The organism is Streptomyces sp. N35 (assembly GCF_016464295.1).
GTDB lineage: Bacteria > Actinomycetota > Actinomycetes > Streptomycetales > Streptomycetaceae > Streptomyces.
Map to the genome: position 1 here is coordinate 37,079 of NZ_JAEIMH010000023.1, position 15,670 is coordinate 52,748.

Consider the following 15,670-nt stretch of genomic DNA (forward strand, 5'->3'; position numbering starts at 1 on the left):
CGCCGGCCGGCGGATGAGCATGCCGGTGGCCGTGCAGGGCGCCGCCGCCGGCGGGAACCTCAAGTCACTGGTCGTGTACGTGAGTTACGACCAGGGCAGGACTTGGCGGAAGCTGACCGTGCACGGCGGCGAGGTCGAGTTCACCAACCCGGCCAAGGGAAAGTCCGTCTCCTTCCACGCGAAGATCAGCGACAAGAAGGGCAACACCACGGCGATGTCGGTCTACGACGCGTACTACGTCAAGTAGGCCGTTCTTCGGGCCGGCAAGGTGGCAGTTCAAATGGAAGGGGGCCCGCGGGGCCCCAAGGGTTCCGCCGGGCCGCCCCGCCTTATTTGGGGGGTGCGTACATGAAGCGGTGGACAGACGGTCTGTACGAGGTGTCGACATTGGTGTACTCGAGTTCCTCGCACACACTCCATGTGCGTGAGTACGACGCCGATTCGAACCTGAATATGACGCAACGATCGTCGTCGGTGAACTTCTGCATCCAACCGTAGTAGCGAACTCTTTGCGCTGCGTCCACGCACCGCTGGAGGTGAAGTGCCCCGGCGGCTGTCTCCTTGTCGACGAACGGCCGGCATGCGGCCAGCGGAGCGACTTCGCTTTTCGGCGCCGAGGCGACAGCGGCCGGCGCGCTGACCGCTGCGAGAATCACCGCGGCGCCGAGGACGCCCATCTTCTTGATCGTGTGAGTCATGAGCCTCATACCCGTCTCGTCTTGGCGGACTTGTTCCGCGTGACCCACGGGAGCCCGAGGGAGACCGGAATCCGAGGGACACAGGGAGAACGTCTCAGGCGGGCCGCTCGTATGACTCGTGGGGAAAGAAAGTTCTGCGAAGGCTCTGCAGCCCCCGCAGCCTGGCGCGGGACACGGTTCCACGGTGGACGCCGAGGATCTCCGCGGCCTGGTCGATCGTGTACCCCTCGACATCCACGAGGCGCACCGCTGACGACTGGCCGGACGGCAGCCCGGCCAGCATGCGCTCCGCTTCCCAAGCCGCCTCGACGGTGCAGTCGAGGGGAGTCGTCGGCACTTCGGGCAGGTCGGAGGCGAGTACCTCACGCCGTTGCCGGCGTCGCTGATCGATCAGGGCCGAGGCCATCGCTTTGATCGCGTACGCACGTGGATTGGGATGGGTGGCGAACGCGGGGCCGCGGGACAGGAGCCTTTCGCACGCGTCCTGCAGCGCGTCCTCCGCCAGCCAGCGTGAAGCCTCACGTCGGGCTCTGCTCTGCATATGGGGCAGGAGCACGCACAGGAGCGTTTTGGCGTCAGGACCTGACGCCCCAGGTAATTCGTCGGATTCGGGAACAAGGCCTGCGGAACTCATGGCAACCCCCAAGCATTGGAATCGCCGGGATCTTATGCCAAGGCGCTTCAGGGCAACGCGATTTGAGGGGAATCTGAGATTCCGAATTTCCCTGCTCCGGTGCGAGTTGGCTGAATTCTTGCCTGTCCGGGCTTCGGTGCGGTCCGGTGCCGGGGCGATTTCGGCAACTTTCGTGCAGTGTGTGATGCCCGGATTGCTGTGGCTCCGTCTGAGGGATTTCTCTGCCGGAAGCCGTGAATGGCCAAAAGTCGATCGACGCAAGGGGGTTCGGCGTTCATGGGTGGTGAAGCTCAAATTTCCCTCATCAAATTTTCGCGCCTCTTGTGATTTGCGAATTGCGGCACGAGAGTGACCTGCGCATGCCAGGAAGGCGGAAAGAATCCCTTCCTTCGGGTGCCGGCCGGCGGTCGCGAATGGCCGCCATCCGTTCCGTTGACCGGTGGATCTCCAAGGAGTGCACGTGAATTCGCGAAGAATCAGCCGTCCTTCCGCACGCCGTCGCACCACGCTCAAGGCCACGCTGGTGGCCACCGCGCTCACCGCCACCACGCTCGCCGGCCTGGCCACTCCGGCAAGCGCCGCGCCTCAGGTACCGACCGCGGCGGAGTACAAGACCTGGCTGCGTACGCAGGCCGAGAGCGGTGATACGCAAGCGGCCTACACGTCCAGTGCGTTCAGCGCCCTCTCCGCGACGAACCAGAGCAAGTTCCTCAAGTACCTTGTCGACGGAGAGGTCTTACGCGCATTCGCGGCCGCCGCCGCCGGTGAGACACCGGAGACCGTCGTCCTGGCGGACGGCGACGTGGTGATCGAGACCGACCAGGGCGCCGCACCGACCGCCGCGGCGTCCGGCGGGATCTCGACCATGGGCACCGCCGGCGACTGGAGTTGCTGGTACAACGTCAAGCAGAAGATCCTCGGGGTGACCATCACCCGCCTCAACTTCAAGGAGTGGTACCACTCCACGAGGACCAAGGTCGACAAGGTCTACAACGCCTCTGCTTCGCACACGAACTACAACATCGGCGTGTCCATCAGCCATGAACCCGAAGAGCAGTGGATCTCGGCCGCGGGCAATGCGCTCGCGTACGTCACCTGGCACGGCTCGATCATCTACAAGGGCTTCGGCGTGAACATCGACAAGCGCCACCACCTGCGCTGCGACGAGACCGGAATCCGCTACTACTACCTCAAGAACATCTAGCCGTGGCGTAGGGGCCACTGGAGGCATCCCATGGCACAGAGCACCACGAAACTCGTCCTGTACGCAGTTGCCGTGATCATCGTCATCGGCATCGCAGGGGGCATCGCCTGGAGCAGCCTGTAGCACGCACGCGGTGCCTGACCGGACACAACTGCCCTGATGCGCAAGTGAGTTGAAACGGCCCGCAGGGATCCGCGTGGTTCCTGCGGGCCGTACCCGTGACGTACTGTCCCAGGCATGAGCAGCCGGACTGTCGAGTACATCCGCTACACCCTTCCCGCGGACGGCGCCGAGGACTTCATCGCCGCCTATGAGCGCGCCGCCGAACCGCTCGCCGCCTCCCCGCAATGCGTCGACTACGAGCTGCGGCGCTGCGAGGAGGAGCCCGAGTCCTTCATCCTGCGGATCACCTGGACCTCCACGAGCGACCACATCGAGACCTTCCGCGCCTCCGCGGAGTTCCGCACGTTCTTCGCCGCGGTCAGCCCGTACGTGAAGGACATCACCGAGATGCGGCACTACGCCCCGACCGGGGTGGCCGGGCAGGGCGCGGCGGTGCCGTCGCTGTACGCGTGGGCCGGCGGCGCGAAGACCTTCGACCGGCTCACCGAGGCCTTCTACGCCAGGGTGGTCGAGGACGATCTGCTCGGCGGGCTGTTCAGGGAGCTGCCGGCCGAGCACGCGCGGCATGTCGGGGCCTGGATCGCGGAGGTGTTCGGCGGCCCGAAAACCTACAGCGAACAGCTCGGCGGCCACCAGCACATGGCCACCAAGCACCTCGGCAAACACATCACCGAGGCGCAGCGCAGGCGCTGGGTGAACCTGATCCTGGACGCGGCCGACGAGGCGGAGCTGCCCGACGACCCCGAGTTCCGCTCGGCGTTCGTCGCCTATATCGAGTGGGGCACCCGGATGGCGCTCTACTACTCCAACGACGTCTCCGACGAGGACTGCCCGCCCGTCCAGCCGATGCCGAATTGGGGGTGGGGGGTGCCGGGCGGTCCGTATCAGCCTTGATCGTTATCAGCTCTGATCGTCATCAGCCCTGATTGCTATCAGCTCTGATCGTTCGCGTGCGAGGTGCGCTCGGCCGTCGCGTCCGCGCCCCAGCTGACCAGCAGGCGCAGCGCCTCGGCCGAGGGCGTGCCGGGCTCCGCGTGATACGTGGACAGGCACTGCTCCCCGTCGTCGGCCAGCTGCAGCGTCTCGTACGAGAGGGTCAGCTCGCCCACCAGTGGGTGGCGCAGGACCTTCGTGCCGTGGCCCTTCTCCTTGACGTCGTGCGCGGCCCACAGGCGCCGGAACTCCTCGCTCTTCACGGAGAGCTGTCCGACGAGCGCGGAGAGTTCCGGGTCGTCGGGGTGGCAGCCCGCGTCCATCCGCAGATAGCTGACGACGTCGCTGGCCTTCTGTTCCGGGTTCACGAACAGGGCCTTGACCTGCGGATTCAGAAAGATCATCCGGGACCAGTTGCGGTCCTCGGGCTTCCAGGACGCGATATCGCCGAAGAGCGCGGCCGCGGCCCGGTTCCAGGCCAGGATGTCGGTGCGCCGCCCCACGATGTACGCGGGCACGCCCTCCATCGCGTCGAGCAGCTGCTGCAGCGCGGGCCGCACCTGCTGCCGGGCGCCGCCGCGGCGCTTCTTCTTGTGCTGCTTCGGCTTCGTCAGATGCAGCAGATGGGCGTGCTCGGCGTCGGTGAGACGCAGGGCCCGCGAGATGGCCTCCAGGATCTCCGTCGACACATTCGCGCCGTTGCCCTGCTCGAGACGCGTGTAGTACGCCACCGAGACCCCGGCGAGCTGCGACAGCTCCTCACGCCTGAGGCCCGGCACGCGGCGCCGGTTCCCGTAGTCCGGCAGGCCCACGTCGGAGGGCTTGATACGGGCCCGGCGGGTGCGCAGGAACTCGCTCAGCTCCGCACGCCGGTCGAGGGCGGCGGCGTCGGCGGGGACGCCGGTCGAAGGGGCGTCGGCCGCGGCGGGTTCCTGATCAGTCATGCGATCCAGTATCACTCCGCCGTACGCACGGATCCTGACCCTGCCAGTAGTAGGAACACCGGACGTAGGCACAACAGTGGGCTGGGTAGCACCCTGCGGGTCCTGCATTCTCGTATCGACGCAGCAACTCGATCATCACGAGACGCAGCAACGCGGTCACCACGAGACGCACCGACTCGATCACCACGAGGGGAACCCCCGACCATGAGCACCACCGTCGCCGCCTACGCCGCCCCCGCCGCCAACGCCCCCCTGGAGCGCACCACCATCGAGCGCCGGGCGCTGGGCGCGCACGACGTCCTGATCGACATCAAGTACGCCGGCATCTGTCACTCCGACATCCACCAGGCCCGCGACGGCTGGGGCGAGGGCATCTTCCCGATGGTGCCCGGCCACGAGATCGCCGGTGTGGTCAGCGAGGTCGGTCCTGAAGTCACCAAGTACAAGGTCGGCGACCGCGTGGGCGTCGGCTGCTTCGTGGACTCCTGCCGTGAGTGCGAGTACTGCAAGCAGGGCCTGGAGCAGTACTGCACGCAGGGCATGACCGGTACGTACAACGCGCTCGACAAGAACGGCGAGCCCACCTACGGCGGCTACTCCACGCACCTCGTCGTCGACGAGAACTACGCGGTGCGCATCCCCGAGGGCATCGACCTCGACGTGGCCGCGCCCCTCCTGTGCGCGGGCATCACCCTGTACTCCCCGCTCAAGCACTGGAACGCGGGCCCCGGCAAGAAGGTCGCCATCGTCGGCCTCGGCGGGCTCGGCCACATGGGCGTCAAGATCGCCCACGCGCTCGGCGCCGAGGTCACCGTGCTCTCGCAGTCGCTGCGCAAGAAGGCCGACGGCGAACGCCTGGGCGCCGACCACTACTACGCCACCAGCGACCCGGCGACCTTCGAGGAGCTGGCCGGCACCTTCGACCTGATCGTCTCGACCGTCTCGGCGCCGCTCCCGCTGGACCAGTACCTGTCGTTGCTGAAGGTGGACGGCGTCTTCGCGAATGTAGGCGCCCCCGAGGAGCCGGTGTCGTTGAACCTCTTCTCGGTCATCGGCGGCCGCAAGACCCTCGCGGGCTCGATGATCGGCGGCATCGCGGAGACCCAGGAGATGCTGGACTTCTGCGCGGGGCACGGCTTCGGCGCGGAGATCGAGGTCATCTCGGCGGACAAGATCAACGAGGCGTACGAGCGCGTCCTCGCCTCGGACGTCCGCTACCGCTTCGTGATCGACACCGCCACGATCTGACGCCTTGCGCCGTACGTGAGTTGGGCCCGGTTCCTGTCTCAGGGGCCGGGCCCTCGGCGTGTGTCTCTCGGGAGCCGGGGCCTCCTTCGGCGTGTGCATCTCAGGAGCCGGGGCTCCTTCGGCGTGCGCATCTCGGGAGCTGGGCCCTCAGTGTGGGCATCGGAGGGTCATGATTCACTCGGAACGGAACGCGATCCCGGAGCACGGGACGCGGAACTCGCACGTTCGAAGGGGAACTCCATGAAGATCCTGGTAGTCGGAGCCGGCGCCACGGGTGGCTACTTCGGCGCGCTGCTCGCCCGTGCGGGCCGCGACGTGACCTTCCTCGTCCGTCCGGGACGCGCCGCGGTCCTGCGTTCGCGCGGTCTGCGCATCACGGGCAAGGGCACGGAGGACTGGGAGCCCCTGACGCCTCAACTGGCCCTGGCGGACGAGCTCTCCCAGCCGTACGACCTGATCCTGCTCGCCGTGAAGGCCACCGCCCTGGACGCCGCCGTCGAGGCGATACGGCCGGCGGTCGGACCCTCGACCACGATCATGCCGTTCCTCAACGGTCTGGCCCATGTCGACCGCCTCACCGCGGAGTTCGGCGCGGACGCGGTGCTCGGCGGAGTGGTCAAGGTCGTCACGACGCTCACGCCCGAGGGCGATATCGTCCGGCTCGCGCCGCTGTCCCAGCTGACGTTCGGAGAGCAGGCGGGCGGCCTCTCGAAGCGGGTGGAGGAGATACGGGAGATCCTCGACGTTCCCGGAATCGATGCCGTGGCGTCGGCGGACGCGCTCGGGGCGATGTGGTCGAAGTGGGCCTTCATCGTGACGATGGGAGCGCTCACCTGCCTCGGACGCGGCACGGTGGGCGACGTGAACGCCGTTCTGGGAGGGCCCTCGCTCGGCCCGGCGCTGCTCGCGGAGGCGTCGGCGGTCGCGGCTGCGGCGGGGCATCCGCTGCCGTCGGACGAACTGGCCTTCACACGCACCGTGGTGACGACCCAGGGTTCGTCACTGGTCCCGTCCCTGTACCGGGATGTGGTCGACGGCCGGCCGACCGAGGCCGAGCACCTTTTCGGCGATCTCACCGCGCGGGCACGGACGTTGGGTGTGGCCACGCCGCTGCTCGATCTGGCGACGCTGCAGCTGCGGGTGCATGAGCACCGGTTGGGCGGCGGGCAGTAGCCGGCGGTCCGGGCTCTGCCTCGTAGGGGCTCGGCGGCCTGGCCCGGCTGGGGCATGCGCCAGAGCCTGGACCGGGCCGCCCTGACCGCGAGCGGCAAGGCCGCCGTGCGCAGGGTCGGCATGATCGGGGACAACGCCCGACGCCATCGACCTCACCAGCGCCCACGTCGCCCGCTACGGCGCCCGCCGCGGGGCCTCGACCGGCGGGAATTGCGTTGCGGTACGCGTCCGCCGCCAGCTATATGTCGAGATCATGGACCTCTCCCGTATCCCCGCACTGCCCGACCCCGCAACCGCCGCGGCCGAAGTCACCACCGCGCTCAAGTCCCTTGCCGGGCTTGACCTCACGCTGCCGCAGGACGGCGCGCCCGCAGCCCTGCCGGAGCTCGGCGCCCCGGGGGTGTGGGTGGCGGCGGCCGGTGCGTGCGACCCGGCGGACGGTGTGATCGTGTACGCCCACGGTGGCAGCTTCACCAGCCGTATGCCGGAGCTGATCGCGCTCTACGCGCACCGCCTCTCCTCGGTGACCGCCCGCCCCGTCTTCGTCTCGCACTACCGACTGGCCCCGGCCGACCCGTATCCGGCGCCCCTCGACGACGTCATCGCGGCCTACGAGGGGCTGCTCGCCGCAGGTGTCCCGGCCGAACGCGCCACGCTGCTCGGCGAATCCTCCGGCGGCGCGCTGGTCCTTTCGGCGCTCCTGCGCCTGAAGTCGGCCGGCCGCCCGCTCCCGGCCGCGGCGATCACCATCTCGCCCCTGACGGACTTCACCCTCGCCGGCGCATCGATCGACGCGGCCGGCGAACACGGCGTGGACCGCGCCCTGTTGACCCGCATCACGGACCAGTACCTCGCGGGCGCCGCACGGGACGAGGCACCTCAGTCCCCGTACCACGGAGAACTCTCCGACCTCCCGCCGCTCCTGATGCTGGCCGGCGGCGCGGAGGCCTTCCTCGACGACACGCTCCGCTTCGCCGAGGCGGCATCGGCGGCGGGTACGAAGGTGTCGGTGGACGTGTACGAGGCCCTCACGCACGCGTTCCAGATCACGGCACTGACCCCGGAAAGCCCCACGGGGGAGCGGCTTTTGACCCGTCTGGCCTCCTGGATCGACGACCGCACGGGCGCCTCATGAGCACGGTCCGCCGCTTCGTCGCCCGCGGTGTCCCCGGCGGCTACCGCATCTGGAACCGCCGCCCGGGCCGCTGGTGGGGCGAGGTCTACGAGACCTGCCCGGACGACCTCCTCACCGAGCTGAACGGCGCCCGCGACCCGGCGCGGGTGGTGGAACTGCAGCGCAGATACCGGGCGTTGAAGCGCTGAGCAGGCAGTGGCGCGCCGGCGCCGACGCCCAGCGGGCCGAGGCGGCGCCCCCTGGACACGCCCGCCCGCATCCGGCACGGTCGGGAACTCGAGCGAAGGGGGCCCACCTGTGGCCGATCAGCCTGATTTCCGTGGCAGCGCGCTGGTGGTGCGCGGTACGTCGACGGTGTACGACGTCAGCCAGGGGAGCGCGGACGTCCGGAGCGGTACGCGATGCACCGCCCGTACCCGCTTTCAGATCGCCTCGGTGAGCAAGCAGTTCACGGCCGCGGCGGTCATGCTGCTCGTCGAACGCGGCGCGGTCGCGCTGGACGACGACGTGAGCCGCTGGATCAGTGACTGCCCGCCGGGCTGGCGCGGGATCACCGTGCACCACCTGCTGACGCACACCTCGGGCCTGGGGCACTGGGAGGACTTTCCCGAGCTCGACCTGACCGCGTGGATGCCGTCCGACGAACTGCTGAAGGTGTTCAGGGAGTCCGCGCCGAAATTTCCGCCCGGCTCCGGCTGGTACTACAGCAGTCCCGCGTACGTCCTGCTCGCCCACCTCGTGGAACGGGCGGGCGGCGAGCCCTACCGGCAGTTCCTCACCCGGCAGATCTTCGAACCGCTCGGCCTGCACGACACGTTCGCGGGCGCGCCGGGCGACCGGTCCGAGGTGGCGGCGGGGCATGCGGGAGGCGCCGTGACACCGTCGTACGAGCTGGACGTGGTCGGCCTGGGCGCCGGCGACCTCTGGTCCACGACCGGCGACATGCTGCGCTGGGACCAGGCCCTCGCCACGGGCGCGTTCCTCGGCGACGAGTCCCGGCGCCTGATGTTCGCGCCCCACGCGACGACCGGCCTCGGGGAGCTGGACGCGTACGGCTACGGCTGGCAGATCGGCCGGATCGCCGGACAGCAGGTGCGCTGTCACAGCGGTGACAACGCCGGATTCAAGTCCTTCAACGCCTGGTTCCCGGAGCTCTCCGCCTACGTCATCGTCCTGACCAACCACGACGAACTCAACCCGGCCACCCTCACGGCCCACCTGACGCGAACCCACCTCACCGGCACATGATCCGGGCGGGGGGCCGGTTGCTGGTGCCCACGGCTTGTTGGTGCCCACGGCGCAGGTCACCCAGCCGGCAGGTTGTGCCACGCGTGTCCGCATCCCCCGGCGCAGTACAGCGTCCGCCTGCGGGTGTCGGCAATGCTGAAGAGGGCGAGGAGCAGGCGGAAGGACTTGGTGAGTTCGTAGGCCGGAAGTGCTTCCATCCCGAAGCGCCATTTCGTGAGCATCACCGCCGGCGTGTGGGTCGGGCGGATACCGGAACGCGCGATGCTCTCGGGCACGTCCTCCTCGCGTGCCCGGGCCTGCCCGCAGAACAGCACCAGCGCGTGCAGGGCCTTGCGGCGGTCATCCTCCGAGAGGCCCTCGAACCACACAACGCCCTCGGCCACCGGCCTGAGCCCTTGCGCGAGTTCGTTGAGGATCACCTCATGTGCGTACAACACCGTGTTCCACCCCCATGGTTGAGCCCAACGGCACGCGGACGGCGGCCGGAGACGGAGCGGGGGAGACGGAGCTGGGACTACCGCTGTTCCCACTGCTCCTTGGTGATCTCGTACCGGACGCCGCCGTGCTCGGAGCCCTCGATCGGCTCCATGTCCTCGGGCGTGGGGACGGTGTCCGCGAGCGTCATCCCGAGCTTCTCCATGATGTGGCGCGAACCGCGGTTCACGGTCATCGTCTCGGCCCAGACCATCCGCACACCGAGCCCCGTGAATGCCTTGCCCAGCAAGGCCCGTGAGCCCTCGGTGCCGTAACCCCTGCCCCAAGCCGCCTGCCGCAGCCGGTAGCCGAGCTCGACCTCGTCCAGCGGGCCCTGCGCCTCGGGACGCAGGATGAACCAGCCGATGAACGCGCCGCCATCCTTCTCGTGCGCGGCGAACAGCCCGAGCTCGCCGCCCCACTTCTCGTATCCGGCGAGGATCTTCGGCAGATGCTGCTCGCGGATGACGTCCGGCGCGGTCGGTACGCCACCGCTCAGGTAGCGCATCACCGCCGGATCGCTGTCCAGCTCGATCAGCAGCTCCGCATCATCGGCAGTGAAGCGGCGCAGGGACAGACGCTCGGTCTCAAGGTAGGCATCCACGCGTGGATCATCCCTGAACCGGCCCACCGGGCCCAACGGTTTTCCCCATCCGACGGCTGCCGTGCCCGCACCATCCGTCAGTCCATCCAGCCGACTTCACGGTGCACACGGTCGATCTCGTTCCCGCTCAGCCACCGCAGGCGAAGGTGTGTGCCTCTGATCGTGAAGGTGTCCTCGGACCATGCCCGGAGCTCGTTCCCCAGCGCTTCGTCCGGAACGACACCGCCCTCGGCATCGTGGGGGAGGGCCGGGTGTGCGGGAGCCGTGCGCAGCAGCACCCACTGCGGCAGTTCCCCCACCTCCTGCCTCCGCCGGCGCCAGAACGGCCCCAGCTCCTCCCGCCAGCCGACCACTCTGACGCCGAGACACCCCACCTGCTCGTCACCGTCGAACACCACGGCGGCCGCCCGGCGGTATCCCTCCAAGGCCCGCTCGACCGCCTCGTCCTCGCAGATATCGCACTTGAGGCAGTCATCCAGTGCGTGCCAGTCCCGTCTGTCGGGAACTTCGATCAAGCACTCCCAGGGATACCCGCACAGAGCCTCTTGCTCAGCCTCGATCTGCAGATGGCACGTCGCGGTCGGCTCCCCGGGGTCGATCTCGTGGACCATCTGCGTCTGCACTTCGCCGGGGAGCAGGTCGAAGACCCGTCGCCGGCCACGACGAGGCGGCGGCCACCCCAGCCGCTCGGTCGAGACGATGAACGATTCTCCGGCCACGCTCCCATGGTCACGCCGAGGCAGCCGTACAGCATCCGAGCAGGGTGCTCGTGTCACAGCCCTGCCGAGTTGGTGGGAGCCGAGCGGCATGCCACGAGTTCGTCGTCCGCGACAGCCCGCAGCAGACCGTCGACGCGACCGGGCTCCCACGGGCGTCGGCCGGCGTAGAGGCGTCTATGGATGTGCGAGTCCGGTCAGGGTCGCCGGGGCGAAGCCCGTGCTCAGCCGTCCGCCTTCGCCACCCCGATCGGACACGACACTCCCGTCCCCCCGATCCCGCAGTACCCACCCGGATTCTTGTCGAGGTACTGCTGGTGGTAGCCCTCCGCCGGGTAGAACGGGCGCTCGGGTGCGGGGAGGATTTCGGTGGTGATCGTGCCGTAGCCCGAGCCCGTGAGGACCTTCTGGTAGGCCTCGCGGGACGATTCGGCCGCCTCCGCCTGCGCGTCCGAATGCGTGTGGATCGCCGAGCGGTACTGGGTGCCTACGTCGTTGCCCTGGCGGAAGCCCTGGGTCGGGTTGTGGTTCTCCCAGAAGACCTTGAGGAGGTCGGCGTACGAGACCACCGCCGGGTCGAAGACCACGCGGACGCCCTCCGTGTGGCCCGTACGGCCCGAGCAGACCTCGTCGTACGTGGGGTGCGGGGTGTAGCCGCCCTGGTAGCCGACCAGAGTGGTCCAGACTCCCGGGGTCTGCCAGAACTTGCGTTCCGCGCCCCAGAAACAGCCGAGCGCGAAGTCGGCGGTCTCCAGGCCGTCCGGGTACGGGCCGAGCAGCGGGGTGCCGAGAACGGTGTGCTGTTCGGGCACGCTGTACGACGGCTCCGGGCGGCCGCGGAGGGCTTCCTCCGGGGTGGGGAGCTGGGGGATGCGGCCGAAGATCATGTGGTTCCTCCCGTGCGGGGCCCTGAGGTCGACGGCACCGTCCGGACGGGCCGCTCTGTCTGAGGAACGTCTGCGCCGGGGGAGGGATTCCGCGCGCTCGCCCCCGTCAGCGTTCCGTAAGGATTCCGGTCAGTGTTCCGGTGAATGCGGCAGCGCGTCGCGTTCCGGTGAGTGCGGCAGCGTCGCGTTCCGGTCAGTGCGGCAGCGTCGCGTTCCGGTCAGTGCGGCAGCGTCGCCGGATTGCCGCCGTTCGCCTCGTACCCCGCGACCGCCATCGCCCGGAACACCGCGTACGCGGCCGCCGGGTCCGCCGACTGCGTCCACGGCAGGGCGCCCACATGCCCGTCCACGGCGACGATCTGCTGCATCGCCTCGCCCCAGCGCTCGGAGCGTACGAGGAAGAAGACCAGCAGGTGGCGGGCGTGCGCAGCCATCGGGTCGTCGGGCCGTGCGGACTGCACGGCGAACTGGGCGCCCTCGACCGCGTGCCGTACCACTTCGCTCTGCCAGAAGCTGTTGACCGTCTGCACCTCGGGGAGGTGGTCGTACACCGCGAACAGGGGGAGTGCGGCGAGCAGCGAGCCCTGCGGGGCGCGGGCGGCCGCGGCCTCGGCGAACTCGTAGGACTGCTCGCGCGAACCGTGCCACTTCTCGGTCGAGTAGTGCAGCGCCGCGAGATGCGCACCCATGTGCTGCGGCGCGCGGTCCAGGATCTTCAGCCACAGCTGGTCGAACTCGGGCCGCTGGTAACCGAGTCCGCGCGCGACGGCGAGCTCGATGATGTACGGAACGGGGTCGCCGGGGGCGAGCAGCGCGGCCTCGGCGCAGGCCGCCTTCGCCTCCTCCAGGATGATCCGGTGCTCGTCGGTGCCGGGCACGGCGGTACGGAAGGCCTGCTGCACCAGGAACTCGGCGTGCACGGCCGCACCGCCCGCGTCCTTGGGCGCCTCGGCCCGCCACACCCGCAGCCACTGCCCGCCGGGCGCCTCGCTGACGCCGCCCGGCCGCTGCGCCAGCTCGAGCGAGGCCGCGCCCGCGAAGGCCTGGACGCGCTGCCAGCGCAGCTCGCCCTCGGCCGGGGTGCCGGCGAGCAGCTGCGACGCCGCCTTCCAGCTCTGGGTGCCCTGGACCACGTCGAGGACGTCGAGCAGGTCCTGGTCCGGGCCCGGCATCCGGATGTCCAGTTCTTCCTGCAGGGCGAAGCCGTAGTTCGCCGGGTCCGCGGCGTCGGGGGCGCCGGGCGAGGTCAGGCGGATGCCGCCACGGCCGCGGCGCAGGAAGGGGCTCAGTGCGGCGCCGAGCACGAGCAGAGCCATCAGGACCCAGAGAATCTCCATGCCTCCAGGGTTCCATAACGGTGGGGGCAGGTGGCGAGGCGGTCTCGGGTGCGGGTGGGTGGGGAGCTTGCGGGTGAGCCGGGGTGTGGGTGAGGGCGGGCGTGTGGGGGCGCCTGCGGGTGGGTGAGGGCGGGCGTGTGGAGGCGCCTGCGGGTGAGCGGGTCTGCTCAAACGCCGCAGGGGCTGAAGGTGCTCAGCCGTCGCATGGCCTCCCGTTCCACCCGTGCCACCTCGTCCAGCCTCGCCCCCGCCTCCTCCAGAGCGCCCTTGCCGATCAGCTCCGCGACAGCGGTCCACAGCTGCGCCGCCTCCGCGTACAGCGCATGCCCCGCCCCCCGCCCCCGGCTGGCGGCCCGGGTGGGCGGCTTGGGCGGGAAGTCGCGGTACAGGTTGCGGAACAGGGCGCCGCCCGTCCCCGCGCGTTCCATCAGGAGGGCCGCCTGCGGCAGGTCGCGGCCGGGGTCGGCGGAGCGGGAGAGCCAGCCGGGGACGAGCTTCGCCGCCTTCGCGATGCCGCGGTGGCCGAGGTTCGCGATCGGCGGGTTCAGGAAGGCCGTCGCGCAGGCGGTGATCGCCGGGGCGAGACAGTCCCGTACGTCCCGTACGGACACGCCGCCCGCAGGCACCCGCACCGTGAACGAGCGCGCCTTGGCCGACATCGGCCCCTTCGCCGCCCGCGCCTCGGCGAGCGAGGCCGGCGAGGTGGTCACGGCCCCGCCCTGTGGTGCGGTGTCGACCAGGTACGCGCGCTCCTCGTCGTATCCGTACATCGCGACGACATGCCCGCCGAAGTGCACCTTCGAGGTGAAGTACTCCAGGTGGTAGCTGTCGAGCTGAAGCCCGACGGGGTGGCCGGCGTCGAGGACCTCCGTCACGTTCGACCAGGCTTTGCGCGGCGAGGACGTCTCCCGTACGTCGAGTTCGAGGCCCAGCGTCGCGGTCAGGTTGCGGGTGAGCTCGAAGGGCTTGACCCGGCCGCCGAGGAAGGGGAAGTCCAGGTACTTCGCGTCCCAGTAGATGAAGGAGAGCCCCGAGCCGAGCCCGAACAGCATCGGCTCGGACAGGTCGAGGCCCTCGTGGCGCAGCAGCACCCCCAGCGCCGTCGTCTCGCAGTGCTGTCCGCCCCGGGTGTCGATCCCGCTCACCTTCACGCCGTCCGCTCCCCGCCCTCGCCTGGCGCCCTGCCCGTGCCCGGCGCCTTCCCTCTGCCCGGCTCCCCGTCCTCGTCCGATACCCGGCCTTTGCCCGGCGCCCTGCCCTCGCCCCGCTCACCGTCCCTGCCCGGCGCCCTGCCCAAGCCCCACTTACCGTCCCCGCCCGGCTCCACCGCCTCGCCCGACTCCACGGCCACGACAAGCCGTGTCCGGTACTCCTCCACCGCCACCTCGTCCCCCGGCCCCACCAGATACGCCTCCCGCACCGGTCCCCGCGCCGTCAGCCCCCGCTCCTGCACCGCGGCGAACAACGCGTGGTACGCGAGCGGCAGTTCGGCATACGCCCCGGTATGCAGCACCGACAACACCACTCCACCGGCCAGCACCTCGACGTCGAGCCCTGGACCCCTAAGGCCCGCACCCCCAAGCCCCGCACCGCCCAGCCCGGCACCCCCAAGCCCTGCACCGTCCAGCCCCACACCCCCAAGCCCCGCACCACCCGCCCCCACAACCTCCGCCCCCACCGCCAACGCCACCCTCTCCTCCAGGTCCAGCGGATACAGCCCCCACAGCGGCGGCGTCCACCCCACCCCGACCGCCCCCAGCACCCCCACAAGCCGCCCGACGCACTCGCCGACCGCCTTCCCCACGTCCGCCGCCGCGCACGTGGCCCGCACCACGGCGAGGTGACGTGCGGGCTCCCGCGCCAGGGTCACCTCGTACGACGGAAGGCCGTCGGCCACCCGCGTCAGCATCCGCAGCCGTCCCTGATCGCGGCGGATCCGGGCGGCGAGCCGGTCGCGTTCGGAGCGGAGGATCTTCGCGCGCACGTCCGGCTCCGCGGTCGCCAGGGTCTCGCCGATCACCGCGAGCGGCAGGTCGAGTTCCCGCAGCAGCGCGATGGTCAGGGCGTCGCGTGCCTGGTCGGCCGTGTAGTAGCGGTAACCGGTGGCCGGGTCGACCCGTACGGGTGCGAGCAGGCCGATCTCGTCGTAGTGCCGCAGCTGTTTGACGCTGAGCCGGCACAGCCGGGCGAAACGTCCGATGGTGAGCAGTTCCTCGTGCACGCCTTCATCGTGGACTCTCCCACCGGGGGAGAGTCCAGGCCGCGCCGCGGGCGGAACCCGCACCGCACACCAACCGGAAACCACACCGCGC

At 69.8% G+C, this 15,670-nt stretch carries 18 protein-coding genes; 8 read left to right on the plus strand and 10 right to left on the minus strand.

The features are described 5' to 3' along the window. Nucleotides 1-247, plus strand: a 247-nt coding sequence (locus tag JAO81_RS42455; protein WP_233415384.1) for a hypothetical protein, incomplete at its 5' end; no start/stop codon positions are given. 82 nt (nucleotides 248-329) lie between these two features. On the opposite strand, the gene JAO81_RS15005 is transcribed toward JAO81_RS42455, so the two are convergent. Beyond that, nucleotides 330-698 carry a hypothetical protein gene (locus JAO81_RS15005; RefSeq protein WP_199548345.1) on the minus strand — a complete coding sequence of 123 codons (369 nt, stop codon included), beginning with the start codon at nucleotides 696-698 and terminating at the stop codon, nucleotides 330-332. A 94-nt stretch (nucleotides 699-792) separates the two neighbouring features. Continuing rightward, nucleotides 793-1,239 carry an RNA polymerase sigma factor gene (locus tag JAO81_RS15010; RefSeq protein WP_199548346.1) on the minus strand — a complete coding sequence of 149 codons (447 nt, stop codon included), beginning with the start codon at nucleotides 1,237-1,239 and terminating at the stop codon, nucleotides 793-795. 553 nt (nucleotides 1,240-1,792) lie between these two features. Between JAO81_RS15010 and JAO81_RS15015 the strand changes: the two genes are divergently transcribed. After that, nucleotides 1,793-2,536, plus strand: coding sequence for a hypothetical protein (locus tag JAO81_RS15015; protein WP_199548347.1), 744 nt, complete (start codon nucleotides 1,793-1,795; stop codon nucleotides 2,534-2,536). 237 nt (nucleotides 2,537-2,773) lie between these two features. After that, nucleotides 2,774-3,553, plus strand: a complete 780-nt coding sequence (locus tag JAO81_RS15020) for a group II truncated hemoglobin (protein ID WP_199548348.1) — start codon at nucleotides 2,774-2,776, stop codon at nucleotides 3,551-3,553. Nucleotides 3,554-3,591: 38 nt separating this feature from the next. Here the strand turns inward: JAO81_RS15020 and JAO81_RS15025 are convergent, their stop codons facing one another. Continuing rightward, complete coding sequence (locus JAO81_RS15025) at nucleotides 3,592-4,536, minus strand: helix-turn-helix transcriptional regulator (RefSeq protein ID WP_199548349.1); 945 nt, start codon at nucleotides 4,534-4,536, stop codon at nucleotides 3,592-3,594. 204 nt (nucleotides 4,537-4,740) lie between these two features. On the opposite strand from JAO81_RS15025, the gene JAO81_RS15030 reads away from it, so the two are divergent. From JAO81_RS15030 to JAO81_RS15050, 5 genes are all read left to right on the plus strand, one after another. After that, nucleotides 4,741-5,784, plus strand: coding sequence for an NAD(P)-dependent alcohol dehydrogenase (locus tag JAO81_RS15030; protein ID WP_199548350.1), 1,044 nt, complete (start codon nucleotides 4,741-4,743; stop codon nucleotides 5,782-5,784). Nucleotides 5,785-6,024: 240 nt separating this feature from the next. Continuing rightward, entirely contained in the window at nucleotides 6,025-6,957 is a 933-nt protein-coding gene (locus JAO81_RS15035) for a ketopantoate reductase family protein (RefSeq protein WP_199548351.1), read from the plus strand. Between the two features lie 253 nt (nucleotides 6,958-7,210). Next, complete coding sequence (locus JAO81_RS15040; protein WP_199548352.1) at nucleotides 7,211-8,092, plus strand: alpha/beta hydrolase fold domain-containing protein; 882 nt, start codon at nucleotides 7,211-7,213, stop codon at nucleotides 8,090-8,092. Then, entirely contained in the window at nucleotides 8,089-8,280 is a 192-nt protein-coding gene (locus tag JAO81_RS15045) for a hypothetical protein (protein ID WP_199548353.1), read from the plus strand. Before JAO81_RS15040 ends, JAO81_RS15045 begins: the two co-directional genes overlap by 4 nt. A 109-nt stretch (nucleotides 8,281-8,389) precedes the next feature. Then, nucleotides 8,390-9,340: a serine hydrolase gene (locus JAO81_RS15050; protein WP_199548354.1), complete on the plus strand. Its 951-nt coding sequence runs from the start codon at nucleotides 8,390-8,392 to the stop codon at nucleotides 9,338-9,340. A 56-nt stretch (nucleotides 9,341-9,396) separates the two neighbouring features. On the opposite strand, the gene JAO81_RS15055 is transcribed toward JAO81_RS15050, so the two are convergent. From JAO81_RS15055 to JAO81_RS43405, 7 genes are all read right to left on the minus strand, one after another. Continuing rightward, entirely contained in the window at nucleotides 9,397-9,759 is a 363-nt protein-coding gene (locus tag JAO81_RS15055; protein ID WP_307813377.1) for a DUF5958 family protein, read from the minus strand. A 95-nt stretch (nucleotides 9,760-9,854) separates the two neighbouring features. After that, the gene (locus tag JAO81_RS15060) at nucleotides 9,855-10,418 is read right to left on the minus strand and encodes a GNAT family N-acetyltransferase (RefSeq protein ID WP_199548356.1); all 564 of its coding nucleotides are present in this window, start codon (nucleotides 10,416-10,418) and stop codon (nucleotides 9,855-9,857) included. Nucleotides 10,419-10,495: 77 nt separating this feature from the next. Next, nucleotides 10,496-11,137, minus strand: a complete 642-nt coding sequence (locus tag JAO81_RS15065; RefSeq protein WP_199548357.1) for a hypothetical protein — start codon at nucleotides 11,135-11,137, stop codon at nucleotides 10,496-10,498. Between the two features lie 221 nt (nucleotides 11,138-11,358). Next, nucleotides 11,359-12,021: a peptide-methionine (S)-S-oxide reductase MsrA gene (msrA, locus tag JAO81_RS15070; RefSeq protein WP_199548358.1), complete on the minus strand. Its 663-nt coding sequence runs from the start codon at nucleotides 12,019-12,021 to the stop codon at nucleotides 11,359-11,361. A gap of 218 nt (nucleotides 12,022-12,239) precedes the next feature. Further along, nucleotides 12,240-13,358 carry a hypothetical protein gene (locus tag JAO81_RS15075; protein WP_199548359.1) on the minus strand — a complete coding sequence of 373 codons (1,119 nt, stop codon included), beginning with the start codon at nucleotides 13,356-13,358 and terminating at the stop codon, nucleotides 12,240-12,242. Between the two features lie 167 nt (nucleotides 13,359-13,525). After that, nucleotides 13,526-14,509: a BtrH N-terminal domain-containing protein gene (locus tag JAO81_RS15080; RefSeq protein WP_199548360.1), complete on the minus strand. Its 984-nt coding sequence runs from the start codon at nucleotides 14,507-14,509 to the stop codon at nucleotides 13,526-13,528. Beyond that, entirely contained in the window at nucleotides 14,506-15,579 is a 1,074-nt protein-coding gene (locus JAO81_RS43405; RefSeq protein ID WP_199548361.1) for a MerR family transcriptional regulator, read from the minus strand. Before JAO81_RS43405 ends, JAO81_RS15080 begins: the two co-directional genes overlap by 4 nt. Nucleotides 15,580-15,670: the final 91 nt, after the last annotated feature.